27 protein-coding genes and 1 pseudogene are annotated in these 20595 nt (G+C 73.6%); 10 read left to right on the top strand and 18 right to left on the bottom strand.

Features of this window, described 5'->3' with window-relative positions:
• From SSNG_RS39835 to SSNG_RS17040, 4 genes and pseudogenes are all read right to left on the bottom strand, one after another.
• Positions 1–167: pseudogene (locus SSNG_RS39835) on the bottom strand (PucR family transcriptional regulator); the annotation flags it as partial.
• A gap of 164 nt (positions 168–331) precedes the next feature.
• A complete protein-coding gene (locus SSNG_RS17050; protein ID WP_007265113.1) occupies positions 332–577 on the bottom strand; it encodes a hypothetical protein in 246 nt (81 codons plus the stop codon).
• Positions 578–625: 48 nt separating this feature from the next.
• Positions 626–1387, bottom strand: a complete 762-nt coding sequence (locus SSNG_RS17045; protein WP_007265112.1) for a CbtA family protein — start codon at positions 1385–1387, stop codon at positions 626–628.
• 42 nt (positions 1388–1429) lie between these two features.
• The gene (locus tag SSNG_RS17040; RefSeq protein WP_007265111.1) at positions 1430–1645 is read right to left on the bottom strand and encodes a CbtB-domain containing protein; all 216 of its coding nucleotides are present in this window, start codon (positions 1643–1645) and stop codon (positions 1430–1432) included.
• Between the two features lie 243 nt (positions 1646–1888).
• Between SSNG_RS17040 and SSNG_RS17035 the strand changes: the two genes are divergently transcribed.
• Entirely contained in the window at positions 1889–2332 is a 444-nt protein-coding gene (locus SSNG_RS17035) for a histidine phosphatase family protein (RefSeq protein ID WP_241695071.1), read from the top strand.
• 127 nt (positions 2333–2459) lie between these two features.
• Here the strand turns inward: SSNG_RS17035 and pucL are convergent, their stop codons facing one another.
• Positions 2460–3377: a factor-independent urate hydroxylase gene (gene pucL, locus SSNG_RS17030; RefSeq protein ID WP_007265109.1), complete on the bottom strand. Its 918-nt coding sequence runs from the start codon at positions 3375–3377 to the stop codon at positions 2460–2462.
• Between the two features lie 269 nt (positions 3378–3646).
• Entirely contained in the window at positions 3647–5008 is a 1362-nt protein-coding gene (locus SSNG_RS17025; protein WP_007265108.1) for an aspartate aminotransferase family protein, read from the bottom strand.
• Between the two features lie 736 nt (positions 5009–5744).
• Between SSNG_RS17025 and SSNG_RS43875 the strand changes: the two genes are divergently transcribed.
• A complete protein-coding gene (locus SSNG_RS43875) occupies positions 5745–5921 on the top strand; it encodes a hypothetical protein (protein WP_241695070.1) in 177 nt (58 codons plus the stop codon).
• 161 nt (positions 5922–6082) lie between these two features.
• Here SSNG_RS43875 and SSNG_RS17015 read toward each other — a convergent pair whose 3' ends face one another.
• The gene (locus tag SSNG_RS17015) at positions 6083–6949 is read right to left on the bottom strand and encodes a SigB/SigF/SigG family RNA polymerase sigma factor (RefSeq protein ID WP_007265106.1); all 867 of its coding nucleotides are present in this window, start codon (positions 6947–6949) and stop codon (positions 6083–6085) included.
• Positions 6950–7183: 234 nt separating this feature from the next.
• Here SSNG_RS17015 and SSNG_RS17010 point away from each other — a divergent pair, with 234 nt between their 5' ends.
• The gene (locus SSNG_RS17010; protein WP_007265105.1) at positions 7184–7576 is read left to right on the top strand and encodes a TOBE domain-containing protein; all 393 of its coding nucleotides are present in this window, start codon (positions 7184–7186) and stop codon (positions 7574–7576) included.
• 172 nt (positions 7577–7748) lie between these two features.
• Here the strand turns inward: SSNG_RS17010 and SSNG_RS17005 are convergent, their stop codons facing one another.
• Together SSNG_RS17005 and SSNG_RS17000 are read right to left on the bottom strand one after the other, a co-directional pair.
• Positions 7749–8390, bottom strand: a complete 642-nt coding sequence (locus SSNG_RS17005; protein ID WP_007265104.1) for a hypothetical protein — start codon at positions 8388–8390, stop codon at positions 7749–7751.
• Positions 8391–8419: 29 nt separating this feature from the next.
• Complete coding sequence (locus tag SSNG_RS17000; protein WP_007265103.1) at positions 8420–9085, bottom strand: TetR/AcrR family transcriptional regulator; 666 nt, start codon at positions 9083–9085, stop codon at positions 8420–8422.
• 96 nt (positions 9086–9181) lie between these two features.
• Here SSNG_RS17000 and SSNG_RS16995 point away from each other — a divergent pair, with 96 nt between their 5' ends.
• The gene (locus tag SSNG_RS16995) at positions 9182–10225 is read left to right on the top strand and encodes an aldo/keto reductase (protein ID WP_007265102.1); all 1044 of its coding nucleotides are present in this window, start codon (positions 9182–9184) and stop codon (positions 10223–10225) included.
• 142 nt (positions 10226–10367) lie between these two features.
• On the opposite strand, the gene SSNG_RS16990 is transcribed toward SSNG_RS16995, so the two are convergent.
• Both SSNG_RS16990 and SSNG_RS16985 read right to left on the bottom strand, forming a co-directional pair.
• On the bottom strand, positions 10368–10958 hold the full coding sequence (locus SSNG_RS16990) for a TetR/AcrR family transcriptional regulator (protein WP_007265100.1): 591 nt from the start codon (positions 10956–10958) through the stop codon (positions 10368–10370).
• A 158-nt stretch (positions 10959–11116) separates the two neighbouring features.
• A complete protein-coding gene (locus SSNG_RS16985) occupies positions 11117–12076 on the bottom strand; it encodes a helix-turn-helix domain-containing protein (RefSeq protein WP_050779651.1) in 960 nt (319 codons plus the stop codon).
• A 105-nt stretch (positions 12077–12181) separates the two neighbouring features.
• On the opposite strand from SSNG_RS16985, the gene SSNG_RS16980 reads away from it, so the two are divergent.
• Positions 12182–12775, top strand: coding sequence for an MBL fold metallo-hydrolase (locus SSNG_RS16980; RefSeq protein ID WP_007265098.1), 594 nt, complete (start codon positions 12182–12184; stop codon positions 12773–12775).
• Positions 12776–12782: 7 nt separating this feature from the next.
• Here the strand turns inward: SSNG_RS16980 and SSNG_RS16975 are convergent, their stop codons facing one another.
• The 3 genes from SSNG_RS16975 to SSNG_RS16965 are packed head-to-tail and all read right to left on the bottom strand — an operon-like array spanning position 12783 to position 13836.
• Positions 12783–13040: a hypothetical protein gene (locus SSNG_RS16975; RefSeq protein ID WP_007265097.1), complete on the bottom strand. Its 258-nt coding sequence runs from the start codon at positions 13038–13040 to the stop codon at positions 12783–12785.
• Entirely contained in the window at positions 13040–13450 is a 411-nt protein-coding gene (locus tag SSNG_RS16970) for a VOC family protein (protein WP_007265096.1), read from the bottom strand. The genes SSNG_RS16975 and SSNG_RS16970 overlap by 1 nt, the downstream gene beginning before the upstream one ends.
• Positions 13451–13503: 53 nt before the next feature.
• Positions 13504–13836 carry a DUF3040 domain-containing protein gene (locus SSNG_RS16965; protein ID WP_007265095.1) on the bottom strand — a complete coding sequence of 111 codons (333 nt, stop codon included), beginning with the start codon at positions 13834–13836 and terminating at the stop codon, positions 13504–13506.
• Positions 13837–14105: 269 nt separating this feature from the next.
• Between SSNG_RS16965 and SSNG_RS16960 the strand changes: the two genes are divergently transcribed.
• Together SSNG_RS16960 and SSNG_RS16955 are read left to right on the top strand one after the other, a co-directional pair.
• Positions 14106–14969, top strand: a complete 864-nt coding sequence (locus tag SSNG_RS16960) for a hypothetical protein (RefSeq protein WP_007265094.1) — start codon at positions 14106–14108, stop codon at positions 14967–14969.
• Positions 14970–15222: 253 nt separating this feature from the next.
• Positions 15223–15420 carry an antitoxin gene (locus tag SSNG_RS16955; RefSeq protein ID WP_007265093.1) on the top strand — a complete coding sequence of 66 codons (198 nt, stop codon included), beginning with the start codon at positions 15223–15225 and terminating at the stop codon, positions 15418–15420.
• On the opposite strand, the gene SSNG_RS16950 is transcribed toward SSNG_RS16955, so the two are convergent.
• Both SSNG_RS16950 and SSNG_RS16945 read right to left on the bottom strand, forming a co-directional pair.
• Positions 15365–16231, bottom strand: coding sequence for an alpha/beta hydrolase (locus SSNG_RS16950; RefSeq protein ID WP_007265092.1), 867 nt, complete (start codon positions 16229–16231; stop codon positions 15365–15367). The genes SSNG_RS16955 and SSNG_RS16950 overlap by 56 nt on opposite strands.
• The gene (locus tag SSNG_RS16945; RefSeq protein ID WP_007265091.1) at positions 16228–16689 is read right to left on the bottom strand and encodes a pyridoxamine 5'-phosphate oxidase family protein; all 462 of its coding nucleotides are present in this window, start codon (positions 16687–16689) and stop codon (positions 16228–16230) included. The genes SSNG_RS16950 and SSNG_RS16945 overlap by 4 nt, the downstream gene beginning before the upstream one ends.
• A 162-nt stretch (positions 16690–16851) precedes the next feature.
• Between SSNG_RS16945 and SSNG_RS16940 the strand changes: the two genes are divergently transcribed.
• The 3 genes from SSNG_RS16940 (at position 16852) to SSNG_RS16930 (ending at position 18854) form a co-directional block, all read left to right on the top strand.
• Positions 16852–17721 carry an AraC family transcriptional regulator gene (locus SSNG_RS16940; RefSeq protein WP_007265090.1) on the top strand — a complete coding sequence of 290 codons (870 nt, stop codon included), beginning with the start codon at positions 16852–16854 and terminating at the stop codon, positions 17719–17721.
• 220 nt (positions 17722–17941) lie between these two features.
• Positions 17942–18217 (top strand): isoamylase early set domain-containing protein, encoded by a 276-nt coding sequence (locus SSNG_RS16935; protein ID WP_007265089.1) that lies wholly within the window; start codon positions 17942–17944, stop codon positions 18215–18217.
• Between the two features lie 430 nt (positions 18218–18647).
• Positions 18648–18854 (top strand): DUF5133 domain-containing protein, encoded by a 207-nt coding sequence (locus tag SSNG_RS16930; RefSeq protein ID WP_007265088.1) that lies wholly within the window; start codon positions 18648–18650, stop codon positions 18852–18854.
• A 190-nt stretch (positions 18855–19044) separates the two neighbouring features.
• Here the strand turns inward: SSNG_RS16930 and SSNG_RS16925 are convergent, their stop codons facing one another.
• Together SSNG_RS16925 and SSNG_RS16920 are read right to left on the bottom strand one after the other, a co-directional pair.
• On the bottom strand, positions 19045–19896 hold the full coding sequence (locus SSNG_RS16925; RefSeq protein WP_128636996.1) for an MBL fold metallo-hydrolase: 852 nt from the start codon (positions 19894–19896) through the stop codon (positions 19045–19047).
• A gap of 261 nt (positions 19897–20157) precedes the next feature.
• Positions 20158–20496: a MerR family transcriptional regulator gene (locus SSNG_RS16920; protein ID WP_007265086.1), complete on the bottom strand. Its 339-nt coding sequence runs from the start codon at positions 20494–20496 to the stop codon at positions 20158–20160.
• Positions 20497–20595: the final 99 nt, after the last annotated feature.

The following is a 20595-nucleotide window of genomic DNA, read 5'->3' as shown; positions in this document are numbered from 1 at the left end:
TCGGGGGCGAGGTGTCCGCCGATGGCGGTGCGGGTGGCGGCGAGGTGCGCCCCGACCAGGCTCCGCAGCCCGTAACCGGCCCCGGCGGCCCGCTCGCCGAGCGCGCGGCGGGCGTCGAGCTCCTCGGGGGCGGGGGGCCGGCCGGTGGCCGACGCGTCCGCGAGCATGCGTACGTACCCGTCCAGATACTCCTCGGGTATGTCCCGCCCTGACCCCACACCAGCTCCCCGGTCCGCTCCGTCGAAAAAAGGACCGCCATTCTCCCCCGGACCAAGATCATCTTTGACTGGGGGGCGGCGGTCCGGGCCGCGGGAGGGGAGTTGAGGAGCGGTCAGGCCACCACGAGCGCCACCGCCGCCACCCCCATCAGGGCGGCGGCGAGGTGCATCGCGGGGTGGCCGTAGTCCCCGAACCAGAGCTGCCGGGCCAGCCCGCCGAGGGCGGCCAGGGCGCTGATGACGCCGATCTGGGCGAGGAGGGTGGCGGCGGTGAAGGGGGCCAGGACCAGCAGTACCGAGTTCAGCCAGAACGGCGCGGCACCGGTCCAGCCCCGCCATTCCCGGATCGCGTACTGCATCGCCGGATCCCACCTCCACGCCCGTCACACGCGCAACAGGCGTCGCGCTCAACTCGTCGGCTGTACAGCCTCCTTGGGTGGGGCGGCCGGGGCAAGAGCGCGTTCGGCTAGAAAACCGAAGGCCAGTCCGAAAGTCGTCCACAGCGCTGCCTGGATGGCCAGCGACGCGAGACGGAACTGCCAGATCAGCGCGGCCGGGAAGTCGGCGGGCACCTCGTTGATCCCGGGCAGCAGCGCGTACGCGACGCCCACCGCCGCCACGAAGGCCAGCGCGGCGACGACCGAGGCGTTCCAGTTGCCCAGACGCGGCGCGAGCCGCCGTCCCAGGATCAGCGCGCCCGCCGCCAGCAGCGCGCCCAGGGCGATCATCAGCAGGTAGAGGGCGGTCCGCCGGGCGGCCGTGTCGGGGTCCCCGACGGCCGGCGGGTTGGCCGGGTACTTGAAGAACGGCACCAGGGTCACGGTGACGAACAGGGCGCCGGTGACCAGGGCCGCCGTGGCCCGGGCGCCGAAGCGGCCGATCCGGCCCAGGGCGAAGCAGTAGACGAGCGCGGCGATGCCGCCGAGGGCGGCCCCGTACAGCAGGACGCCGGTGCCGAGGCCGGCCGTGGCCTGGAGGGCCCGGCTGACCGGGGCGTCCTCGGCGCCGTGGTCATGGCCGGCCGCGAGATGGCCGGCCTCCTCGATGGCGATCGCCGCGTCGACCTTGGACTCGCCGAGGAGGTACGCGACGAGGAAGGCGGCGACACCGGCGAGCAGGCCGGCCAGCATGCCCCGCACCAGCAGGACACGGGGGGAGACGGTGTTCACGCATGAACCCCTTGGGTGATCGTGAGGGAGATCGGAAGGGGATCAGTGGCAGGGGAAACCGAGCAGGTGGCGGCCGTCGTGCAGCCACTCGTGGACGGTCTCGCCCTGGAACACGGCGGTGGCGCCCTGCTCGATGCCGACGAAGTACAGCAGGACGAGGGCCAGGACCGCGGCGAAGGCGGCCCAGGGCGCCAGCGCGGCGAGGGAGATGGGGGCGACGGCGGCGGGCGCCGAAGCGGACACGGCGGTGTGGGCCATTGCAGAACCTCCAGGGGGAACACGCGTCCCGGTCAGTGGTGCTCTGTGTTCGAAGGCGGCGGGTCTGACTTCCCTCCCAGGGTGCAGCGGGAGGTTCACAGTGGCGCGACCGTGCCGGATTCTCACCGGTGCTTCCGTCAGGCCTTCGTCATGTCGTCCGCGACCGTACCGCGCCCGTGGCTTGAACACCACGGCGCGCGGCCGCCGTTCCGCGCCCCCGGGCGTGCGCTCTACGCTCCCCGCATGCCATCCGTACGCGTACACCTCGCCACGCCCCCGCTCGACGAAGCCGCCCGCCAGGGGCGGTTCGGGTACGGGGAGCCGTGCCCCGGCCACCCGGGCCTCGCCGGGCCTGCGATGGGGGACTGGGCGGGCCGCACCCTCGAAGAGGTGGCCGCCGGGGACCCGGAGGGCATCCGGCGCTGGCTCACGGACCCCGACTACGCGCCCCCGGGCGGCGGGGAGCCGGTGGCGGCGCTGATCGCCCGTACGGGCGCGCACCTGGCGGGCCTGGGCCCCGGCCGGCACCACGCGCTGGTCGCACAGGCCGTCGTACGGGCGGCGGTGGTGGCCGCGTTGGAGCTGCCGGCCGCCGCCTTCTGGCGGCTGGACGTCCGGCCGGACACCGTGACCTCCCTCAGCGGACGCGCCGGCCGCTGGAACCTCCTCGTCGGCCGGCCCCGGTAGCGGCCAAGCGGCCGAGCGGCCGAGCGGGAAAGCGGCCAAGCGGGAAAGCGGGAAAGCCGGACGGCCCGGACCCCGCGACGCGGTCCGGGCCGTCCGCGACGGCGGGGGAGGCTGGGGGCGGCGGCCCCTACGCGACGATCCAGTCGGAGGTCGCGATGACCGGCTGCACGCCGTCGCGGTGCACGGTGCCCTCGATCAGGCCGTACATGCGGTCCGCGGCGAAGTACACCTCGTTGTCGTTCTTGAGGCCGAAGGGCTCCAGGTCGACCAGGAAGTGGTGCTTGTTGGGCAGGTTGAGGCGCACCTCGTTGACCTTGGGGCAGTTGTCCAGCACCCGCTCGGCCATCTGGTTCAGGGTCTGCTGGAGCGAGTAGGAGTACGTCTCCGCGAAGGCCTCCAGCATGTGCTTGCGGACCTTCTTGTACGACTGGTCCCAGTCGTACCCGGCGTCGTCGCCGGCCAGCGCCGAGTGCGCCCAGCGGGCGGTGACCTTGGTCGCCAGGATGCGGTCGTACGCCTCCTGGAGGGTCGTGTACTTGTCCTTGATGAAACCGTGGAACTCGGAGTTGGTCGAGTTCATCACCGTCAGGTCCTTCAGGCCCGAGATGACCTGGAGGCCGGTGGTCTCGCTGTAGGTGATCTGCGCGGTGCGCACCTCCTGGCCCTTGCGGACGAAGGAGTGCTGTTCCTTGCGGGTCGGGACGGGGATCCGCTCCCAGGCGAACTCCTCGATGCGGATCTGCGCTTCGCGGATCGGGGCCTGCGAGGAGACGAAGTGCTTCGCGAGCAGGATGCCGAAGGCCTCGGGCGAGGCGATGCCGTGCTCCTTGCCGAAGGCGTACACCGTGTTCTTGGTGGTGTCGGTCGGCAGGCAGTTGGCGTTGTCGCCGGTGAGGTGGACGTCGCGGAACTCGCCGCGCAGGGCGACCGAGACGTTCAGGTCGCGGATCTCGGCCCAGGAGCCGTCGCTGCCCTTGCGGGTCACCACGACGATGCGGTTCTCGGCCTTGCCGTACTGGTTCTGGCCCAGGACGTGCTTGCTCATGCTGTCTTCCTTCGGGTACTCGGGAACACGGAGTCCGTTGTTCTGGATCCCGTACGCCCGGCGTCCAGCGCCCGTCCCCTGGAGGACGTCCCGCTCCCCGCCGTTCGGCCCCGCAGGACCGCCCCGGGACTGACGTGCATCCCGGTCCGTAGGTGCTGATTCGTACTGAAGTACTGACGGGATTGCACCATGTGTACGGCGGGTTAACCACCGGACGGAACATCCGAACACCAGCACCCACGGATTGGGTGACCGCACAACACCGCAGGTCAGGACATGTGCGCATCCGTGACGGACAGGGCCTCGTCGAGGATCGCCAGCCCCTTGGCCACGTCGTCGGCCGAGATGTTGCAGGGCGGGGCGACGTGGATGCGGTTCCCGGCGAGGAGCGGCCACAGGCCGCCCTTCTTCAGGGCCGCGCCGAAGGCGCCCATGGGCGCGTTGTCGGCGCCCGAGGCGTTGTACGGGACCAGCGGCTCACGGGTCTCCGCGTCCTTCACGAGCTCCAGGGCCCAGAAGGTGCCCATGCCGCGGACCTCGCCGACGGACGGGTGGCGCTCCGCGATCTCGCGCAGGCCGGGGCCCAGCAGCTCGGCGCCGGTGCGTGCGGACTGCTCGACGATGCCCTCCTCGGCCATGGTGTTGACGGTGGCGACGGCGGCGGCGCAGGCCAGCACGTGCCCGGAGTACGTCAGACCGCCCGGGTAGGGCCGGCGGGCGAAGGTCTCGGCGATGGCGGCGGAGATGGCGACGCCGCCGAGCGGCACGTAACCGCTGGTGATGCCCTTGGCGAAGCAGAGGAGGTCGGGGGTGACGTCCCAGTGGTCGGCGGCGAACCACGCGCCGGTGCGCCCGAAGCCGACCATGACCTCGTCGAGGATGAAGACGATGCCGTGGCGGTCGCAGAGCTCGCGCACGCCCTTGAGGTAGCCGGCGGGGGGCACGAGCACGCCGGGGGCGCCGCCGACGGTCTCCAGGATGATCGCGGCGATGGACTGCGGCCCCTCGAAGACGATCGTGTCCTCCAGGTGGCGCAGCGCCCGCTCGCACTCCTCCTGCTCGGTGGTGGCGTGGAAGGGCGAGCGGTAGAGGAACGGGCCCCAGAAGTGGACGACGCCGGCCGTGGCGCCGTCGTTGCCGAAGCGGCGGGCGTCGCCGGTGAGGTTGATCGCGGTGGTGGTCGCCCCGTGGTACGAGCGGTACGCGGACATCACCTTGGGCCGGCCGGTGTGCAGCCGGGCCATGCGTACCGCGTTCTCCACGGCCTCGGCGCCGGCGTTGGTGAAGAAGATCTTGTCGAGGTCGCCGGGGGTGCGCTCGGCGATGAGGCGTGCGGCCTCGGAGCGGACGTCGACGGCGAAGCCGGGCGCGAGCGTGCAGAGCTTCGCCGCCTGCTCCGCGATGGCGGCGGCCACCTTGGGGTGCTGGTAGCCGATGTTGGTGTAGACGAGCGCGCTGGAGAAGTCGAGGTAGCGGTTGCCGTCGTAGTCCCAGAAGTACGAGCCCTCGGCACCGGCCACGGCGAGCGGGTCGATGAGCTCCTGAGCCGACCACGAATGGAAAACGTGGTTTCGGTCCGCTTCTTTGACTGCGTCTTTCACGGCCGCGAGGGCGTCGGCTTCTGCGTTCATATATCGAGGGTAGTTGTCCAGGATGTGGACGCCTGGGTGCCTCGGGTACGACACCCCGCGCGGGCGACTTGACGGATCCCGGGGCGGGTCCTCGACTGGTCCGGACCACGCGCATAGCGTCCGTCGGACCGGCCGCTCCACGGGGGAGAACGGCGGAAAACCCGAGGTGGGAGCCCTGTGCGGCCCCCACGTGGCGCGTCGGGGGCGGCCACCGCCGCCCCGGCGCGCCCCCGGTCGCGGTCCGTCCGCCGTGCAGGCGGCCGTCGTCCCGCCGTCGAGGCCCCTTCGAGCCCGGCGCGCCCGGGGCGGCGGTGGGGACCCTCCGCGAACGGCCCCCGTACGGCCCCGCCGCGCCCCCTCACCGCCGCGCGTCGCGCTCCGGGCGGCGACTCGGCAGTAGCGTGGGGTCCGCGCGGGATTTGTCCGTCCCGGCCGGGGGTAGGTGCGGCGCCGGGGGGAGCGGTGCCGGAGACGGGAGAGCCTGTGGCGGAGCAGACGCGGCGGCTGGTCCTGGGCGGCGCCACGGCAGGGGTCGTGGCCCGGTGTCGGGACTTCACCCGGCGGGCCCTCACCGACTGGCTCTGGCCCGAGGGATCGGAGGCCGAGGAGGACCTGCTCCTGCTGGTCTCCGAAGTGGTCACCAACGCCTGCCTGCACGCGGGCGGCCCCCGCGAGCTGGTGCTGCGGCACGGGCTCGGCCTGCTGCGGGTCGAGGTGAGCGACGACAGCCCCCGAGGTGCCGGTGCGCAGGGCGGCGCGGGACCGCTCCCGGCCGGGCGGGCACGGGCTGGTGCTGCTGGAGCGCCTCGCGAAGAACTGGGGCTCCGTGCCGGCGCCGGACGGCCGCCCCGGCAAGACGGTCTGGCTGGAGGTGACGGCCCCCCAACTCCCCAGCGCCCCCCAGCGGCCCTGAGCCCCCCGGTAGCCCCGTGCCCCCGCTGCCCCGTGCCCCCGCTGCCCCGTGCCCCCGCTGCCCCGTGTCGTGCCCTTGCCCGTGTCGTGCCCCTGCCCCTCGCGCCCGGGCCCCCGAGCCGCCCGGGCCGCCCCCGGTCGGTCCCCGATCTGCCGCTTGGCCTACGTCTCGGTGAGGAGGCCGCCGCGCAGCCGGGTCAGGGTGCGGTTCAGCAGCCGTGAGACGTGCATCTGGGACAGGCCCAGCCGGGCCCCGATCTCGGACTGGGTCAGCTCCTGCCCGAACCGCAGGGACAGCAGTTCCCGCTCCCGCTCGGGCAGCACGGCCAGCATGGGCTTGAGGGACTCCAAGCACTCGATCCGGTCGTACGCGGGCTCCTCCTCGCCGAGCGAGGCCCGCTCGGCGGCGGGGTCGCGTTCCGAGTCCTCCTGCACGGGTGCGTCCAGGGAGCGCGCCGAGTACGCGCTGGCCGCCTTGCGGCCCTCGCTGAACTCCTCCGGCGTGACGTCCAGCTCCCGCGCCATCTCGGTGTCGGTGGGCTCGCGGCCGAGGTCCTGCTCCAGCGCGTCATGGGCCTTCGCGCTGTCGATCCGCAGCTCCTGGAGCCGGCGGGGCACCTTCACGGCCCAGCTGGTGTCGCGGAAGAACCTCTTGATCTCCCCACTGATCGTCGGCATCGCGAAGGTGGTGAACTCGACCCCGCGCTCGGGGTCGAACCGGTTGATGGCCTTGATCAGTCCGATCGTGCCGACCTGGACGATGTCCTCCATCGGCTCGCTGCGGCCGCGGAAGCGGCGGGCGGCGTACTTCACGAGGCTGAGGTTCAGCTCGACCAGGGTGTTGCGGACGTAGGAGTAGTCGGCCGTCCCCTCGTCCAGTTCGGCGAGCCGGTGGAACAGGGCCGTGGAGAGGGCCCTGGCCTCCAGGGTGGCCGCGTCCATGCGGTCGGTACGGTCCGCGCGCTCGGTGTTGTCGACTCCGTCGTCGCGGTCCGCGGGGCGGGTGTGGTCGCGCTCGGTTCGGTCCATCGCTCTGCGCTCCTCCGACGGCGGGCCCCGGGTCGCGGGCCGAGGTCATGCGCTGGTGGGGCCGTCACCGTCCAGATGGATATACCCCCCGATATGGGTCGATACCCGCACTTTCTCCGGCCCGATGTTTCACGTGAAACCGTTCCGGGGCTGAAACCCCTGGTCACGGGGGTGGCCGCGGCCCGCCGCCGCCCTGATCACCGCCCGGGCCCGGCACCGCCTACCCTGCGGTGCATGGAGTCCTACACGATCGGCCAGGCAGCGCGGCTGCTCGGCGTCAGCAGTGACACCGCCCGCCGCTGGGCGGACGCCGAGCGCTTCCCGACCCGGCGGGAGGGCAACCGCAGGATCGTCGACGGACCCGACCTGGCCGCGTTCTGCGTGGAGGTGGCCCAGGAGGCGGGGGAGGACGAGGAGGCCCCGTACACCAGCGCCCGCAACGCCTTCCCCGGCATCGTGACGGGCATCAGGCTGGGTTCGGTCAGCGCGCAGGTGGAGATCCAGGCGGGCCCGCACCGGGTGGTGTCGCTGCTGACCCGTGAGGCGGTGGAGGAGCTGGGCCTGGAGGTCGGCATGCGCGCCACCGCCCGGGTGAAGTCCACCAGCGTCTTCGTCGACCGCACCTGAATCCGGTCCGCGGCACGCCCCCGACCCCGGCGCGACGTCAGCCGCCGCGGGGCCCCCACCCCGGCTCGACGCCGACCGCCGCACGGCCCCGGCCCTGGCGCGGCCCCGGCACCGCCACAGCCCCGGCCCCGGCGCGGCCCCTGCCGCCGTACGGCCCGGCACGGACCCTGCCTCAGTACGGCAGGCCGACCAGCCCCCAGCCCCGGGCGGCTGCGCCCGTGACGACCTCGCCCCACTCGCGCATCAGCGCGGTGGCCCCGTCGAAGGTGTCGGGCCACACCCGCACGTCGAAGCGCGCGGCGGCGACGGGTCCGCGCAGCTCCGCCAGCCGGGGCGCGACCTCCTGCCAGGCGCGGGCGAGCGCCGGCACCTCGTCCGGCGTCCGGCCCAGCAGCAGCCGCGGGCGCCACGGCTCGGGGTCGTCCGGGAAGCCGCGCAGGGCCGGCGGGTCCTCGGCGGCCGGGTCCTCGGCGTCCTCGTCGTAGTGCGGGCCGTCCCACACCAGGCCGCCGAGGAAGGCGTCGAGGCCGTCCCGCAGGCCGGGCTCGGCGGAGCCCCTGGCGACCTGCCAGAGTTCGGCCAGCCAGAAGTGCCAGACGTAGGTGCCGGTCGTCCCGGCGAACCGGTACTCGGCGCACCACGGGACCCCGAGCGGCGAGGCCCAGCCGCTCCGGACGGCCCGGTCGGCCTCCTCGCAGGACGCGCAGCAGAAGTACGGGTGGACGGCGTCGGTCAGGGCGTCCAGGCGCTCGCCCGCCGGTATCCGCGCGAGGTGTTCCCAGTCGGCCGCGACCACGGTGATGTCCAGTCCCATCGCGGCAGGCTAACAACCCCCGCCGACGGCTACGGAGTTCGTACGAAGGCCCCCGCGCGGGCCGCCGCCACCGCCGCCGCGGCCGCCCGCCGGGCCGCGTCCTCGTCGAGCGGGGCGTCCGTGGTCAGCAGCCGGTAGTAGAGCGGGGCGGAGACGGCGCGGACGACCTCGGCGGCATCCGTGTCCGCGGGCAGCTCGCCCCGCTCGACGGCCTCCCGGACGCAGGGCGCCCACTCCGCCACCCGGACCTCGTAGAACCGGTGCAGTGCCTCGGCGGTCCGGGCGTCGCCCGTGGCCGCGGCGATGACGGCCCGGAACAGCGGGCCCTGGCGCGGGTCGGACAGGGTGCGCCGGACCAGCCGTGCGTTGGCCAGCAGGTCCTCCTCCAGCGAGCCCGTCTCGGTGCGCGGCAGCGACTGCTCGGCCATGTCCGTCAGCAGGTCGGCGACCAGGCCGGCCACGGTGCCCCAGCGCCGGTAGACGGTGGTCTTGCCGACCTCGGCCCGCCGGGCGACCTCGGCGAGGTCCAGCCCGTGGAAGCCCTGCTCGGCCAGCATGTCCCCGGCCGCCTCCAACACGGCGGCCCGCACCCGGGCGGTCCGGCCCCCGGGACGCACGGTCCCCGGCTCGGTCCCGGCGGAGCCCGGCTCCGGGCCCGGCTCGGTGCCCTCCGTGGGCTCACTCGGCGAAGTCATAACGGGTCTCCGGTTCCATTAACGGCGATCGACTGTTACGTTGGGACCACCTTAAAGGGTCTGCGGTTCCATTACCGCACACGGGAGGAGTCCGTCATGGAGTACAGGCAGCTCGGGGTGTCCGGTCTGAAGGTCCCCGCCCTCGGCTTCGGAGCCGGCACCTTCGGCGGTCGGGGCCCGCTCTTCGGCGCCTGGGGCAGCACGGACGCCCAGGAGGCGCGCCGGCTGGTGGACATCTGCCTGGACGCCGGCATCACCCTCTTCGACACCGCCGACGTCTACTCGGCGGGAGCCTCGGAGGAGGTCCTGGGCCAGGCGGTCAAGGGCCGTCGCGACGAGGTGCTCATCTCCACCAAGGCGGGCCTGCCCACCGGCGACGGCCCCGGCGAGTACGGCACCTCCCGCTCCCGGCTGATCAGGGCCGTCGAGGACGCCCTGCGCCGGCTCGGCACCGACCGCATCGACCTCTTCCAGCTGCACGGCTTCGACGCCGCCACCCCCGTCGAAGAGGTGCTGTCCACCCTCGACCAGCTCGTCCGGTCCGGCAAGGTCCGCTACACCGGCGTCTCCAACTTCGCGGGCTGGCAGCTGATGAAGTCCCTCTCGGCCGCCGAGAAGCACGGCTTCCCCCGCTACGCGGCCCACCAGGTGTACTACTCCCTCGTCGGCCGGGACTACGAGTGGGAGCTGATGCCGCTCGGCCACGACCAGGGCGTCGGCGCGATCGTGTGGAGCCCGCTGGGCTGGGGGCGCCTCACCGGCAAGGTGCGCCGCGGCCGGCCCCTGCCGGCCGGCAGCCGGCTGCACGAGACCGCCGACTACGGCCCGCCGGTGGAGGAGGAGCGCCTCTACGACGTGGTGGACGCCCTCGACGAGGTCGCGCGGGAGACGGGCCGGACCGTCCCGCAGGTCGCCATCAACTGGCTGCTGCGCCGCCCCACCGTCTCCACCGTCCTCATCGGGGCCCGCAGCGAGGAGCAGCTGCGCCAGAACATCGGGGCCGTCGGGTGGGAGCTGACCCCCGGGCAGGTGGCCCGGCTGGACGCGGCCGGCCACCGGCCCGCCCCCTACCCGTACTTCCCGTACGAGCGGCAGGAGGGCTTCGCCCGCCTCAACCCCTCGCTGCTGGCCCGGAGCTGACCGGGCAGACCGGCGCCGTCAGATGAGCCACTCCGCGTACTCGCGGGTCACTGCGTCGTTGCGGACGCTGTCGAGGTAGTCCACGGCGCGGGTCCGGTCTGGTCCACGGCGCGGGCCCGGCAGTAGCTCCGGAAGGGAGGGCCTACGCCGTCAGCGAGTCCAGCCAGTCGGTGAGGCGGGCGCCCTCGCGGGTCATGACCTCGGGCTCGCGCAGGGCGTTGGCCAGGAGCGACATGCCCTGGTAGCCGGCGACGAGGGTGAGGGCGAGGCCGTCCGGGTCGGGCAGGTCCAGGGCCCGGAACTGGAGGCCGACCCAGTCCAGCAGCCGCCGGATGACCGCGGCCGCCTCCGCGTCGAGCGTCCCGTCCGGGCGCTTGTCGAGTTCGACGGCCAGCGTGCCGGTCGGGCAGCCGCGCCGGGCGGCGGTGTCGCGCTGGGCGACCCACGCGGCGACCAGGCCCTTGAGGCGCTCCAGCGGGTCGGGCAGCTCGTCCAGCCGGCGGGTGAGGCCGTCCAGGTGGGAACTCTGCTCGGAGAGGGCGGCCCGGACCAGGTCGTCCTTGGTCTTGAAGTAGTAGTAGACGTTCCCGACGGGGACGCCGGCCGCCTGGGCGATGTCCGCGAGGGTGGTCCGTTCGACGCCCTGCTCGTGCAGGACCTCCGCGGCCGCCGCGGCGAGCCGCCGGCGCTTGTCGGCCGCCCGTGCCGTGCGGGATCCCGGTGAGTCAGTCACCCGACCGACTATAGGGGCCCACCCCGACGGGCGGCCGGGTGAAGATCCGGTCCAGGTGGTGGCGCAGCACCGCCACGGCCGAGCCGGGTCCCCGCCGGCCGACCACCCCGACGTGGTCAACGCCCGGATGCCCTCCTTCATGGAGGACGCCGGCTCCCTCACCGCGCCGCGCGGCTGAACGCCCTGCGGTACGAGCGCGGCGGCACCCCGCGCCGCCGTACGAACTGCTCGCGCAGCACCGCCGCGCTCCCGAAGCCGACCAGCCGGGCGATCTCCTCGACCGGCAGGTCGGTGGTCTCCAGCAGTTCCTCGGCACGGCTGATCCGCAGCCCCAGCAGCCACGCGTGCGGGGTGGTGCCGGTCGAGGCCGCGAAGCGGCGGGCGAAGGAACGCCGGCTCATCAGGGCCCGGCGGGCCAGCTCCGCCACCGGCAGCGGCTCGGCCAGGTGCTCCCGCGCCCACGCCAGCACCTCCGCCAGCTTCTCGTCCCGGCAGTCCTCCGGCACCGGCGTCGCCAGGTACTGGGCCTGACCGCCGTCGCGGTGGGAGGGCAGCACCAGGTCCCGGGCTATCGCGTTGGCCGTGGCGGCCCCGTACTCCCGCCGCAGCAGGTGCAGGCACAGGTCGAAGCCGGCGGCGGCTCCCGCGCCCGTCACGACCGCCCCCTCGTCCACGTACAGGGAGTCCGGTTCGACGCGGACCTCCGGATGGCGCTCGGCCAGCAGCCCGGCGAACCGCCAGTGCGTGGTGGCCCGGCACCCGTCCAGCACCCCGGCCGCCGCGAGCGCGAACGCCCCCACGCAGTGCGCCGCCACCAGCGCGCCCCGCCCCCGCGCGGCGGCCAGGGCCTCCAGCACGGCGGGGGGCGGCGGCGTGCGGAAGTCCGCCCAGGGCAGGGCGATCACCAGGTCGGCGGAGGCCAGCCGGTCCAGGCCGTGCTCCACCATCAGCGGCAGCCCGACATCGCTGCGCACCGCCCCGGGCCGGTCCGTGCAGAGGGCGAAGTCGAAGCGGGGCAGCCCCTGCCCGCGCTCGTCGAACACCTCGGAGACGATCCCCGCCCCCAGCAGCCCGACACCGGGAGGGGCGTACGCGGCGACGGAGACGAAGGGCGGCATGCGCGCAGTCTGGCACGCGGACGGCCGGCACGGTGGCACGATTCCCGCGATCAGTGGCAGTACGGCCACTCGTGAAGGGGCCCGCCACGCCGAAGACTTGGGGGCATGACGAACGCACCGCTCGGCGCCACCGCCCGCTTCCGCATCCTGACCACCGGCTACACCCTCTCCACCGGCCCCGGCGTGGCCGCCACCGTCTCCTACGTCGGCGACGGCGACCGCCACGTGATCGTGGACCCCGGCATGGTCGCCGGCCGCGACCGGATCCTCGGCCCGCTCGCGGAGATGGGGCTCGGCCCCGACGACATCACCGACGTGGTGCTGAGCCACCACCACCCCGACAACACCATGAACGTCGGCCTGTTCGGCCACGCCCGCGTCCACGACCACAAGGCGATCTACGAGAACGACCAGTGGACCGACCGCGACGCCGAGGGCTACGAACTGGCCCCCTCGCTCCGGCTGATCCGCACCCCCGGCCACAGCCGCGAGGACATCACGCTGCTCGCCGGCACGGACGAGGGCGTCGTCGCCTTCGTCGGCGACCTGTGGTGGCGCCCCAACGGCCCGGTCGACGACCCGGTCGCCCCGGACCACGACGTCCTGCGGACCTCCCGGGAGCGGGTGCTCGCGGCCGCGGACGTGATCGTCCCCGGCCACGGCCCCGCCTTCCCGGCGGACGACACCGCGCCGCTCTAGAGCGCGCTCAGCCCGCCGCCGCCACGGCCACCCCGCGTACGGCCGCCCGCCGCGCGGTCACGTAGGCGTACGGGGAGCTGCCGTAGGCGAGCTCGAACTCGCGGACGAGCTGCCCGGCCGCCATCCCCGCGGCCCGCGCCAGGGCCAGGACGTCCAACGGCCGCGCGTACTCCCGGTCGAGCCGGTCACGCACCCGCCGCAGCCGTACGAGCGTCCTCAGGTGCTGCGCCTCGGTGAGCGCCCGCGCCCACCCGGGGCGGCACATCAGCGCCGTTCCTGGATCCGGACCAGGTTCCCCGCCGGGTCGCGGAACGCGCAGTCCCGCACGCCGTACGGCTGGTCGGTCGGCTCCTGGACCACCTCGGCGTCGGTGGCCCGCACCTTCTCGAACGTGCCGTCCAGGTCCGGCGTGGCCAGCAGGATCCAGCCGTAGGTGCCCTTGGCCATCATCTCCAGGATGGTCCGGCGCTCGGCCTCGGTGATGCCGGGGTCGACGGCCGGCGGCGCAAGCAGGATCGACGTACCGGGCTGGCCGACGGGACCGACGGTGATCCAGCGCATCCTGCCCTGCCCGACGTCGCTGCGGACCTCGAAGCCGAGGACGTCGCGGTAGAAGGCCACCGAGGCGTCCGGGTCGTCGTGCGGGAGGGCCGTGGTGTGAATGGTGATGTCCATGCCCGCCACGTTAGGTGCGGGCTCCGGAGGGCGCTTCTCGAATCCTGACCGGTTCAGTTCCCGCCGTCCCGGGCCCTGGCCTTCGCCTTGCGGCGCCCCCACGCGCAGCCCAGCCACAGCAGCCGCACCGCAGTGGCCACCCAGACGCCGGAGAAGAGCCACAGCAGCGCCGGCGCGCCCGTCGCCACGGCCCGTACGAAGAGGCAGGCGCAGCCGATGGCGAGCAGCGCGGTCCACGTGCCCGCCCGGCTCCAGGTGCCGCTCCACGGTCCGAACCCGCGGCGCAGCGTACGCAGCCTGCGGTCGAGGCGTTCGTCGGACCGCAGATCGCCCTCGATGCCGGCGAGGATCATGCGCTCGCGCTCCGAGAGTTCAGGGCCGTCCATGGCAGACCTCCCGGGATGTCCGGTACCCGCGTCTCTCCGCGGCGCGGATACCCGCTGCGCCTACCCTCCCGGCCCCCCTCCACACCCGTCAGGGGAGGTCCGGCTGGTCGGTAGCCGCTTGAGGGCCTTGGCGCCCAGCGGGTCCACCGGGGGTGGGGGGCCACGGCCGCCGCCGTGCCCCGTGACCCGCGTCACATCCGGATGGCCGGTGACGTGTCCGGGGCCCCCTCGTTGCCGTTCGTAAAGGATTACGTTGCGGAGGGCCGGCAGTGAGCGGACAGCGGGCGAGGACGAGCGGGCGGCATCTGGTCCTGGACGACGCCGAGGACGTACGGGCCGCGGCGGGCGCGCTCGCGGAAGGCTGCGCGGTGGCCCACGGGTTCGGGAACTCCTACGCCGTGACCGCGCGCCCCGACCGGGCCGCCGTCGCCCGGGTCAACCGGTTGAAGGGCCGCCCCGACGGGCAGGTCGCCAGCGTCACCACGGTCCCCGAGCGGGTCCCGTCGCTCTTCGACTGGACCCTGCTCCCCGCCGTCCTGCCGCGCAGGCAGCTCCGTCAGCTCGTCGAAGAGCTGTTCCTGCTGGGCCCGTTCGGCTTCCGGGGACCGGCCGCCGCGCACGTGCCGGACCATCTGACGGCCGTCCAGGACGGGGTCACGACCGTGCAGCTCATCGGCCCGGGCTACCGCTGCCCGTCCAACGGGTTCCTCGCCGAGGCGCTGGACCGGACCGGGGACGCCCTGCTGTCCGTCACCTCGGTGAACCGCTCCCGGCACCTGAGCGGCGCCGAGCACGAACCGGCCCACTGGCGCGCCGAGGGAGTGATCGCCGACTTCGGCCACGAGGAGGACGTCAGGATCCTCGTGCACGACGACGAGCCCGCGGCCCTCAGGCGCCACCCGCACCACGCCCCGATGCCGACCACGGTGCTGTCGTTCCACCACGCACCCGGCCGCGGCCGCTCGGGCCTCCCCGTCCTCACCCTCGAACGGCACGGCTCCCTCTCGGCGGACCACACCCGGGCCGTCGCGGCCAACCACGGCTTCGCCGTCGTCCCCTCGCCCCGCGCGGCCCGCCGCCTGCACTCCCGTACGTACGCGGACCGACGGGCTCAGGCCGACAGCGCGGGGTAGCCGGTGTGCCCGTCCGGCCCGCCCCCGTACATCAGGCCCTCTGCTGATGGTCCCGGCCGGCCACCCCTTCGCGCGGCCCGACGCGGCGTGGATCGAGAGCGCCGGCGTACGCGCCTTCGTCGAGTCGGGGCCTGCGAGCTCGCAGGCCCCGACCTGCCCTGACGCCTCCGGGGTGCGGCTCCCGGCGAAGGCGCGGATGCTGGTGGTGCCGGCCGTCGCTCAGGGCGGGCCGGCATCCGCGAGGAGGAAATCCATGTCGATGCTCGACAAGCTCAAAGGCATGCTGAAGGGCCACGAGGACACGGCGCGGCAGGGGGTCGAGAAGGCGGGCGACGCCTTCGACGCGAGGACCGGCAACAAGTACCAGAGCCAGGTCGACATGGCCCAGCGGAAGCTCAACGAGCAGCTGGGAACCGACAGGCCCCAGGAGAACCCGCCGCCGCAGGGCTGACGTCCCCCAGGAACCCGCGGAGTGCCTCCAGCAGGACGTCCGGCCGTTCGAGGTGGACGTCGTGCCCCGTCCCGGGGACGCTCAGGGCCACCGTCCGCGGCCGCAGCCGGAGCATCTCGTCGATCTCTTCGGGCGCGATGATGCCGGACTGGCCGAGCACGGCCAGGGTCGGGCAGGACACCCGTGACCACTCGTCCCAGAAGGCCCGCCGGGCGTTCTCCGCGAGCGACCCGACCATCACGTCGCGCTCGAAGCGCGGCCACCAGCCGCCGTCGCGTTCCTCCAGGCCCGCCGCCCAGCCCTCGCCGACCGGGCCGCCGCCGAGGAACGCGACGGCGCTGTCCCGCGACGGGAACGGCGTGGGCCAGGAGTCGAGCCACCCCCCGATCTCCGCCTGCACGTCGGGGCTGGGCCCGCCCGGGCCGGCCTCCACCAGGACGAGCCCGCGGAAGAGCCCGGGGTGCGCGGCGGCGGCGAGCATGGCGGTGTGGCCGCCCAGGGACTGGCCGACCAGGACCGGCTCCCGCAGGCCGAGCCGCTCGCACACGGCGACGGTGTCCGCCACGTACGCGGCCCGCGACACGTCCCCGGGCCGCCGCTCGGCGGCGCCGTGGCCGCGCTGGTCCACGGCCACCACCCGATGACGGGGGCTCAGCTCCCGTGCGACGGCGTCCCATTCGCCCGCGTGCCCGGCCAGCCCGTGCAACAGGACGACGGCCGGCCCCGAGCCGCCCCGGTCACCCCGGTCGCCCCAGTCGCGGCAGGAGATCCGGACGCCCTCGCGGAAGACGACGCGCTCCGACCAGCTCATGCGGGGCCCTCCAGCCATCGGCCGTCGCGCATGAGGTCGCGGCCGCGCAGCTCGTCGGCCTCCCGCCAGGCCTGGATCCGGTGCGGCCGGACGAGGAAGTACTGGTAGGCGTCGAGGTCGCGCGGGTCGAAGCCGGTCTTGGCCGCGAACGTCTCCCCGGTCCCCGGGGGCAGGCCGTCGAGGTCCACCGCCTCGGCGGTGCCCTCGACCATGACGACGTCCCGGGTCGGCCCGAGGCTGAGCCGCACCCTTCCGTCGGCCAGCAGGTTGCGGCCGGTCACCGAGGCGCGCGGGGTCGAGACGAGGAATGCCGTACCGTCCCAGAGGAACGACAGCGGGACGAGGTGCGCACCGCCCGGGGCGCCCGAGGACGCGAGCCACAGGTCGACGTCCTCCTCGAACCGCTTGCGCGTGTCCCGGAGCCTCTCGTCGCGTTCGCGCGGCGCCGCGGTCGTCATGGGGGTCCTCCGTCAAGTCGGCCTGCATGCGGGCCGGTTCAGGGTACGGGTACGGCTTCGGGCGCTGCCGCGCCGCCTACCCGACCGGAGCGGGCACGGGATGTCGGGTGCGGCAGGCCCGACCCTTCCTAGGTTGGTGGGCGAAAGGGAAGGAGCCCGGGATTGCTGGATCGGCTGAACCAGGCCATGGAGTACGTCGAGGACCATCTCGACCGGCACCTCGACGTGTCCGAGCTGGCCCGGATCACGGTCACGTCGGAGTACCACTTCCGGCGGATGTTCTCGTCGCTGGCGGGGATGCCGCTGTCGGAGTACGTCCGGCGCCGTCGGCTCACCGTCGCCGGCGCCGAAGTGCTGGCCGGCGAACCGACCTTGCTGGAGATCGCGCTCCGTTACGGCTACGCCTCGGGCGAGGCGTTCGCCCGGGCGTTCCGCGCGGTACACGGTGTCGGTCCCGGCGAGGCCAGGCGCACCGGCGCCGCTCTGAGATCACAGCCCCGGCTCTCCTTCCGCCTCACCGTCGAAGGGAACAGCACCATGCGGTACCGCATCGTGGAGAAGGAAGCGTTCAGGGTCGTCGGCAGGAAGGCCCGCGTCCCGCTGATCCACCAGGGGGTCAACCCGCACATCGCCGAGCACGTCCAGAGCGTCCCGCCCGAGACGGCGCGCCGGATCGCGGGCCTCTCGGACCAGGAACCGCGGGGCGTGGTGTCGGCGACCGTGCGCCTCTCGGACGGCTTCGAGGAGGGCGCCGAGCTCGACTTCTACCTGGCCGCGGTGACCACGGCCGCCGAGCCGCCCGAGGACCTCGACGTGCTGGACTGCCCGGCGGGCACCTGGGCCGTGTTCGAGAACACCGGGCCGTTCCCGGAGGCGCTGCAGCAGCTGTGGGCCGACGTGGCCGCCCAGTGGATGCCGTCCAACCCGTACGAATACCGCCCGGGCCCGGAAATCCTGCGCGCCCACCCCCAGGACCCCGGCACGCCCTGCGAAGCCCAGCTGTGGATCCCGGTGACCCGCACCACACCCTGACCCGTCCGGAGGCCTCACCGAGATGCGGGCCTCCATGGACGGGCCGGTCAGGTCACCGGCGAGAGCCGGACCGGGCGCCCGGCGCTTGCGAGGGCGAAACCGCGCCGGACGTGGCGCGAGGGTGACTACGGAGTGTCGCCGGGGCGTCGGCGTGCGGGGCGGGCACGGGCCGCCCACGATGGCGGCGTATACCGTCCCGTGCGCCTGTCAGGAGACGCCCATGCTGGAGCGCACCATGCGCAAGTCCCACACCGAGATCACCTTCGTCCTGCCCGCGGACACCCCGCCCGGCCCGGTCAGCGTGGTGGGCGACTTCAACGACTGGCAGCCCGGCACCCACACCCTCAAGCCGCGCAAGGACGGCAAACGCGCCGTGACCGTCGAGCTGCCGGGCGAGCGCACCTACGCCTTCCGGTACCTGGCGGCCGGGGACTACTGGTTCAACGACGACACCCTCGGCGACCAGGACGGCCCCAACAGCCGCCTGCACACGTAGCCCCTCCGAGCGTCACGAGGGGCCGTGGCCGGCCCGCCCGAGCACGAGTGCGCGGGCGGGCCGGCCGCCCGTCCCGGGCTTGGGGGACCGCTCTGGCAGAGGTGTGGGATGGTGGAGGGGGCGGACCGTTCTGGTTCCGTCGCTTGAGGCTCCGGCGTCGTGTGCGGACGGGCAGCGGCATGCGTGCTGTGGTGGCTCCGATCGCCGGACGTGGACACGTGCCGCCCGACGGGGCGGGTCCCGCGCAGCCGCGGCTGCCTTCTCTGGTTCCCAGGGCTGGTGCCCCGTGTGAGGGGGAGCCCGCCGTGCAGTCCTACACGGTGCAGGTACACCCCCGGGCCCGTACTCCGGCCGACCCGGCACTCGAAGCGCCGCTGCACGGCGAAATCAGCCGCGCGCAACCTCTGCCGGTGGCGCCGCCCCGCGCTCCGTGCCCCTCAACCACGTGAGGCTGCGCGAGTACCTCGGCGTGCTCCGTGCCGCCCGGCGCCGGACCCTGGCGGCTCCGGACGACGCGGACGGCCGAGCCGAACTGAACGACGCCGCTCAAGCACTCTGCCTGCTGACCGGCCGCCGCAACGCGCGCGCCGCGCTCATCGCGGCCGAGCACGAGCTCGCCTCGCTCCGTGAGCGGTAGGAGCAGCACCCCCCGCCCTTCCCGTACGGGACCGTTGCCGTCCGGGCCGTGCCCGGCGCTCCGCGGGTGACGGTCAGGGCTGTTCGACTCGTGAGGGGCCGACGTCCTGCGGGTCGCCCGCTCCGCGGCTGGGGCCACGCCCGGCGCACACCGGGGCGAGGGGCAGGAAGGCACCGCGCGGCGGTGCCCCTCACGTCCCCGACGGCCGGGGCTGCTCCGGCGGGACCGAGCTCTCGGCCACCGCCATCCACTGGTCCAGGTCGGCCTGGGTGAACTCTGTCCAGGGCGGGATCGCGGGGAGCTGCCGGAGGAGGTCGTAGGCCTGGGGAATCTGGGGACCGCGCAGGACGGGGCAGTGGCAGCCGGCGATGACCTCGGCGTCCAGGTGTTGGAAGTCGGTGACGACCGCCCCGAACTTCTGGGCGTCCAGCAGGGAGACCCAGGGGGAGACCAGCCTTCCGCCGAAGAACTGGCCGTCGCGGAATTCGTCCGCCGTCAGCGCTGCCGTTTCGGGCATGGGGGTCGGCACGTTCGTGGCGAAGGTGTCGACGGACCACAGGACGTTGGTCTTCCGGTCGAAGAGAGCCCGGGTCGTGGGGTTGTCGTACAGAGGCGGTCGTTTGGCGACCAGGATGCGGTCGCCCGCGTCGATCGTGTCGCCGTCTGTCATGAAGCGGCACCGGTTGATGGGAGTTTCCCACTCCTCGGCCATGCGGCCGATGGAGAACCACGTCGTCAGCAGGGTCGCGTTCGGGCATGCGGCGAAGACCGCCAGGAGGTTGCCGGCGTGGTCGCGGTCGTCGTGGGTGAGGAAGATCCACCGTACGTCCAGAGGGTCTACGACGGACCAGGCCGCCTCCAGCCACTGGGCGCGCACCGCGGGCGCCCCGGTGTCCACGAGGATCGGTTCGGTTCCTCGGATCACCATCGAGTTCATCGGAAAATGGCCGACAGGCGGGGCCTCAAGAGCCCACGGGATGACGAACGTCTCCTCGGCGATCTTGTACGGCTGCAGAAGGTTGAACGTGTCCATGGTTGTCATCGCTGCTCTCCCTCGGGTGGAGGCGCCGCGGCGTCCAGAACCAGTGCAGCCCCGTGCCGGACTGCCGTCAACCGCAGAACTCGCGGGGGCCGCTCCGGTGAGCGATTGTGACCGAGCGCTCTGTGCAGCCGGGTCCCTCCCGTGCACGCCGTGTCGGCGGGCTACACCCGAAAATGCGTCTCGCGACCCGGGACCCGCTTCCGAGTGCCCGGTTGCACCTTCGATGACCGAGGCCCGCCGATCCCGACGGTCACACTCGGTTCAGGCTGAGGGCGGCGGCGCGGATGACTCGGCGGCGCGGCGGTATTCGGCATTGATCCGCTGCGCCTCCTCGAGCTGGTCCTCGAGGATGATGATGCGACAGGCGGCCTCGATGGGGGTGCCCTGGTCGACGAGTTCCCGGGCGCGGGCGGCGATGCGCAGCTGGTAGCGGGAGTAGCGGCGGTGGCCGCCGGCGGAGCGGAGCGGGGTGATGAGGCGGGCTTCGCCGAGCGCGCGGAGGAAGCCCTGGGTCGTGCCGAGCATTTCGGAGGCCCGGCCCATGGTGTAGGCGGGGTAGTCGTCGTCGTCGAGACGGCCGAACGAGTCGTCTGCTGTCATTGAACCTCTCTCATGAAACGCGTGGAGGGGCCCTGGTGCCATACGGCACCAGGGCCCCGAAGGAACTACTACACCATCTGTCGGCCCTGATACTGCGCC

This window comes from Streptomyces sp. C, from assembly GCF_000158895.1.
GTDB classification, from domain to species: domain Bacteria; phylum Actinomycetota; class Actinomycetes; order Streptomycetales; family Streptomycetaceae; genus Streptomyces; species Streptomyces racemochromogenes.
The sequence above is the reverse complement of the archived record's forward strand: the minus strand, read 5'-3'. Positions and strand labels throughout refer to the sequence as shown.

Excerpts from the sequence above, each read along its gene's own strand:
- SSNG_RS17050 (WP_007265113.1), bottom strand. The coding sequence starts at position 577 with ATGCAGTACGCGATCCGGGAATGGCGGGGCTGGACCGGTGCCGCGCCG.
- SSNG_RS17040 (WP_007265111.1), bottom strand. The coding sequence starts at position 1,645 with ATGGCCCACACCGCCGTGTCCGCTTCGGCGCCCGCCGCCGTCGCCCCC.
- SSNG_RS17035 (WP_241695071.1), top strand. The coding sequence starts at position 1,889 with ATGCCATCCGTACGCGTACACCTCGCCACGCCCCCGCTCGACGAAGCC.
- pucL (WP_007265109.1), bottom strand. The coding sequence starts at position 3,377 with ATGAGCAAGCACGTCCTGGGCCAGAACCAGTACGGCAAGGCCGAGAAC.
- SSNG_RS17025 (WP_007265108.1), bottom strand. The coding sequence starts at position 5,008 with ATGAACGCAGAAGCCGACGCCCTCGCGGCCGTGAAAGACGCAGTCAAA.
- SSNG_RS17015 (WP_007265106.1), bottom strand. The coding sequence starts at position 6,949 with ATGGACCGAACCGAGCGCGACCACACCCGCCCCGCGGACCGCGACGAC.
- SSNG_RS17010 (WP_007265105.1), top strand. The coding sequence starts at position 7,184 with ATGGAGTCCTACACGATCGGCCAGGCAGCGCGGCTGCTCGGCGTCAGC.
- SSNG_RS17005 (WP_007265104.1), bottom strand. The coding sequence starts at position 8,390 with ATGGGACTGGACATCACCGTGGTCGCGGCCGACTGGGAACACCTCGCG.
- SSNG_RS17000 (WP_007265103.1), bottom strand. The coding sequence starts at position 9,085 with ATGACTTCGCCGAGTGAGCCCACGGAGGGCACCGAGCCGGGCCCGGAG.
- SSNG_RS16995 (WP_007265102.1), top strand. The coding sequence starts at position 9,182 with ATGGAGTACAGGCAGCTCGGGGTGTCCGGTCTGAAGGTCCCCGCCCTC.
- SSNG_RS16985 (WP_050779651.1), bottom strand. The coding sequence starts at position 12,076 with ATGCCGCCCTTCGTCTCCGTCGCCGCGTACGCCCCTCCCGGTGTCGGG.
- SSNG_RS16980 (WP_007265098.1), top strand. The coding sequence starts at position 12,182 with ATGACGAACGCACCGCTCGGCGCCACCGCCCGCTTCCGCATCCTGACC.
- SSNG_RS16975 (WP_007265097.1), bottom strand. The coding sequence starts at position 13,040 with ATGTGCCGCCCCGGGTGGGCGCGGGCGCTCACCGAGGCGCAGCACCTG.
- SSNG_RS16970 (WP_007265096.1), bottom strand. The coding sequence starts at position 13,450 with ATGGACATCACCATTCACACCACGGCCCTCCCGCACGACGACCCGGAC.
- SSNG_RS16965 (WP_007265095.1), bottom strand. The coding sequence starts at position 13,836 with ATGGACGGCCCTGAACTCTCGGAGCGCGAGCGCATGATCCTCGCCGGC.
- SSNG_RS16955 (WP_007265093.1), top strand. The coding sequence starts at position 15,223 with ATGTCGATGCTCGACAAGCTCAAAGGCATGCTGAAGGGCCACGAGGAC.
- SSNG_RS16950 (WP_007265092.1), bottom strand. The coding sequence starts at position 16,231 with ATGAGCTGGTCGGAGCGCGTCGTCTTCCGCGAGGGCGTCCGGATCTCC.
- SSNG_RS16945 (WP_007265091.1), bottom strand. The coding sequence starts at position 16,689 with ATGACGACCGCGGCGCCGCGCGAACGCGACGAGAGGCTCCGGGACACG.
- SSNG_RS16935 (WP_007265089.1), top strand. The coding sequence starts at position 17,942 with ATGCTGGAGCGCACCATGCGCAAGTCCCACACCGAGATCACCTTCGTC.
- SSNG_RS16925 (WP_128636996.1), bottom strand. The coding sequence starts at position 19,896 with ATGACAACCATGGACACGTTCAACCTTCTGCAGCCGTACAAGATCGCC.
- SSNG_RS16920 (WP_007265086.1), bottom strand. The coding sequence starts at position 20,496 with ATGACAGCAGACGACTCGTTCGGCCGTCTCGACGACGACGACTACCCC.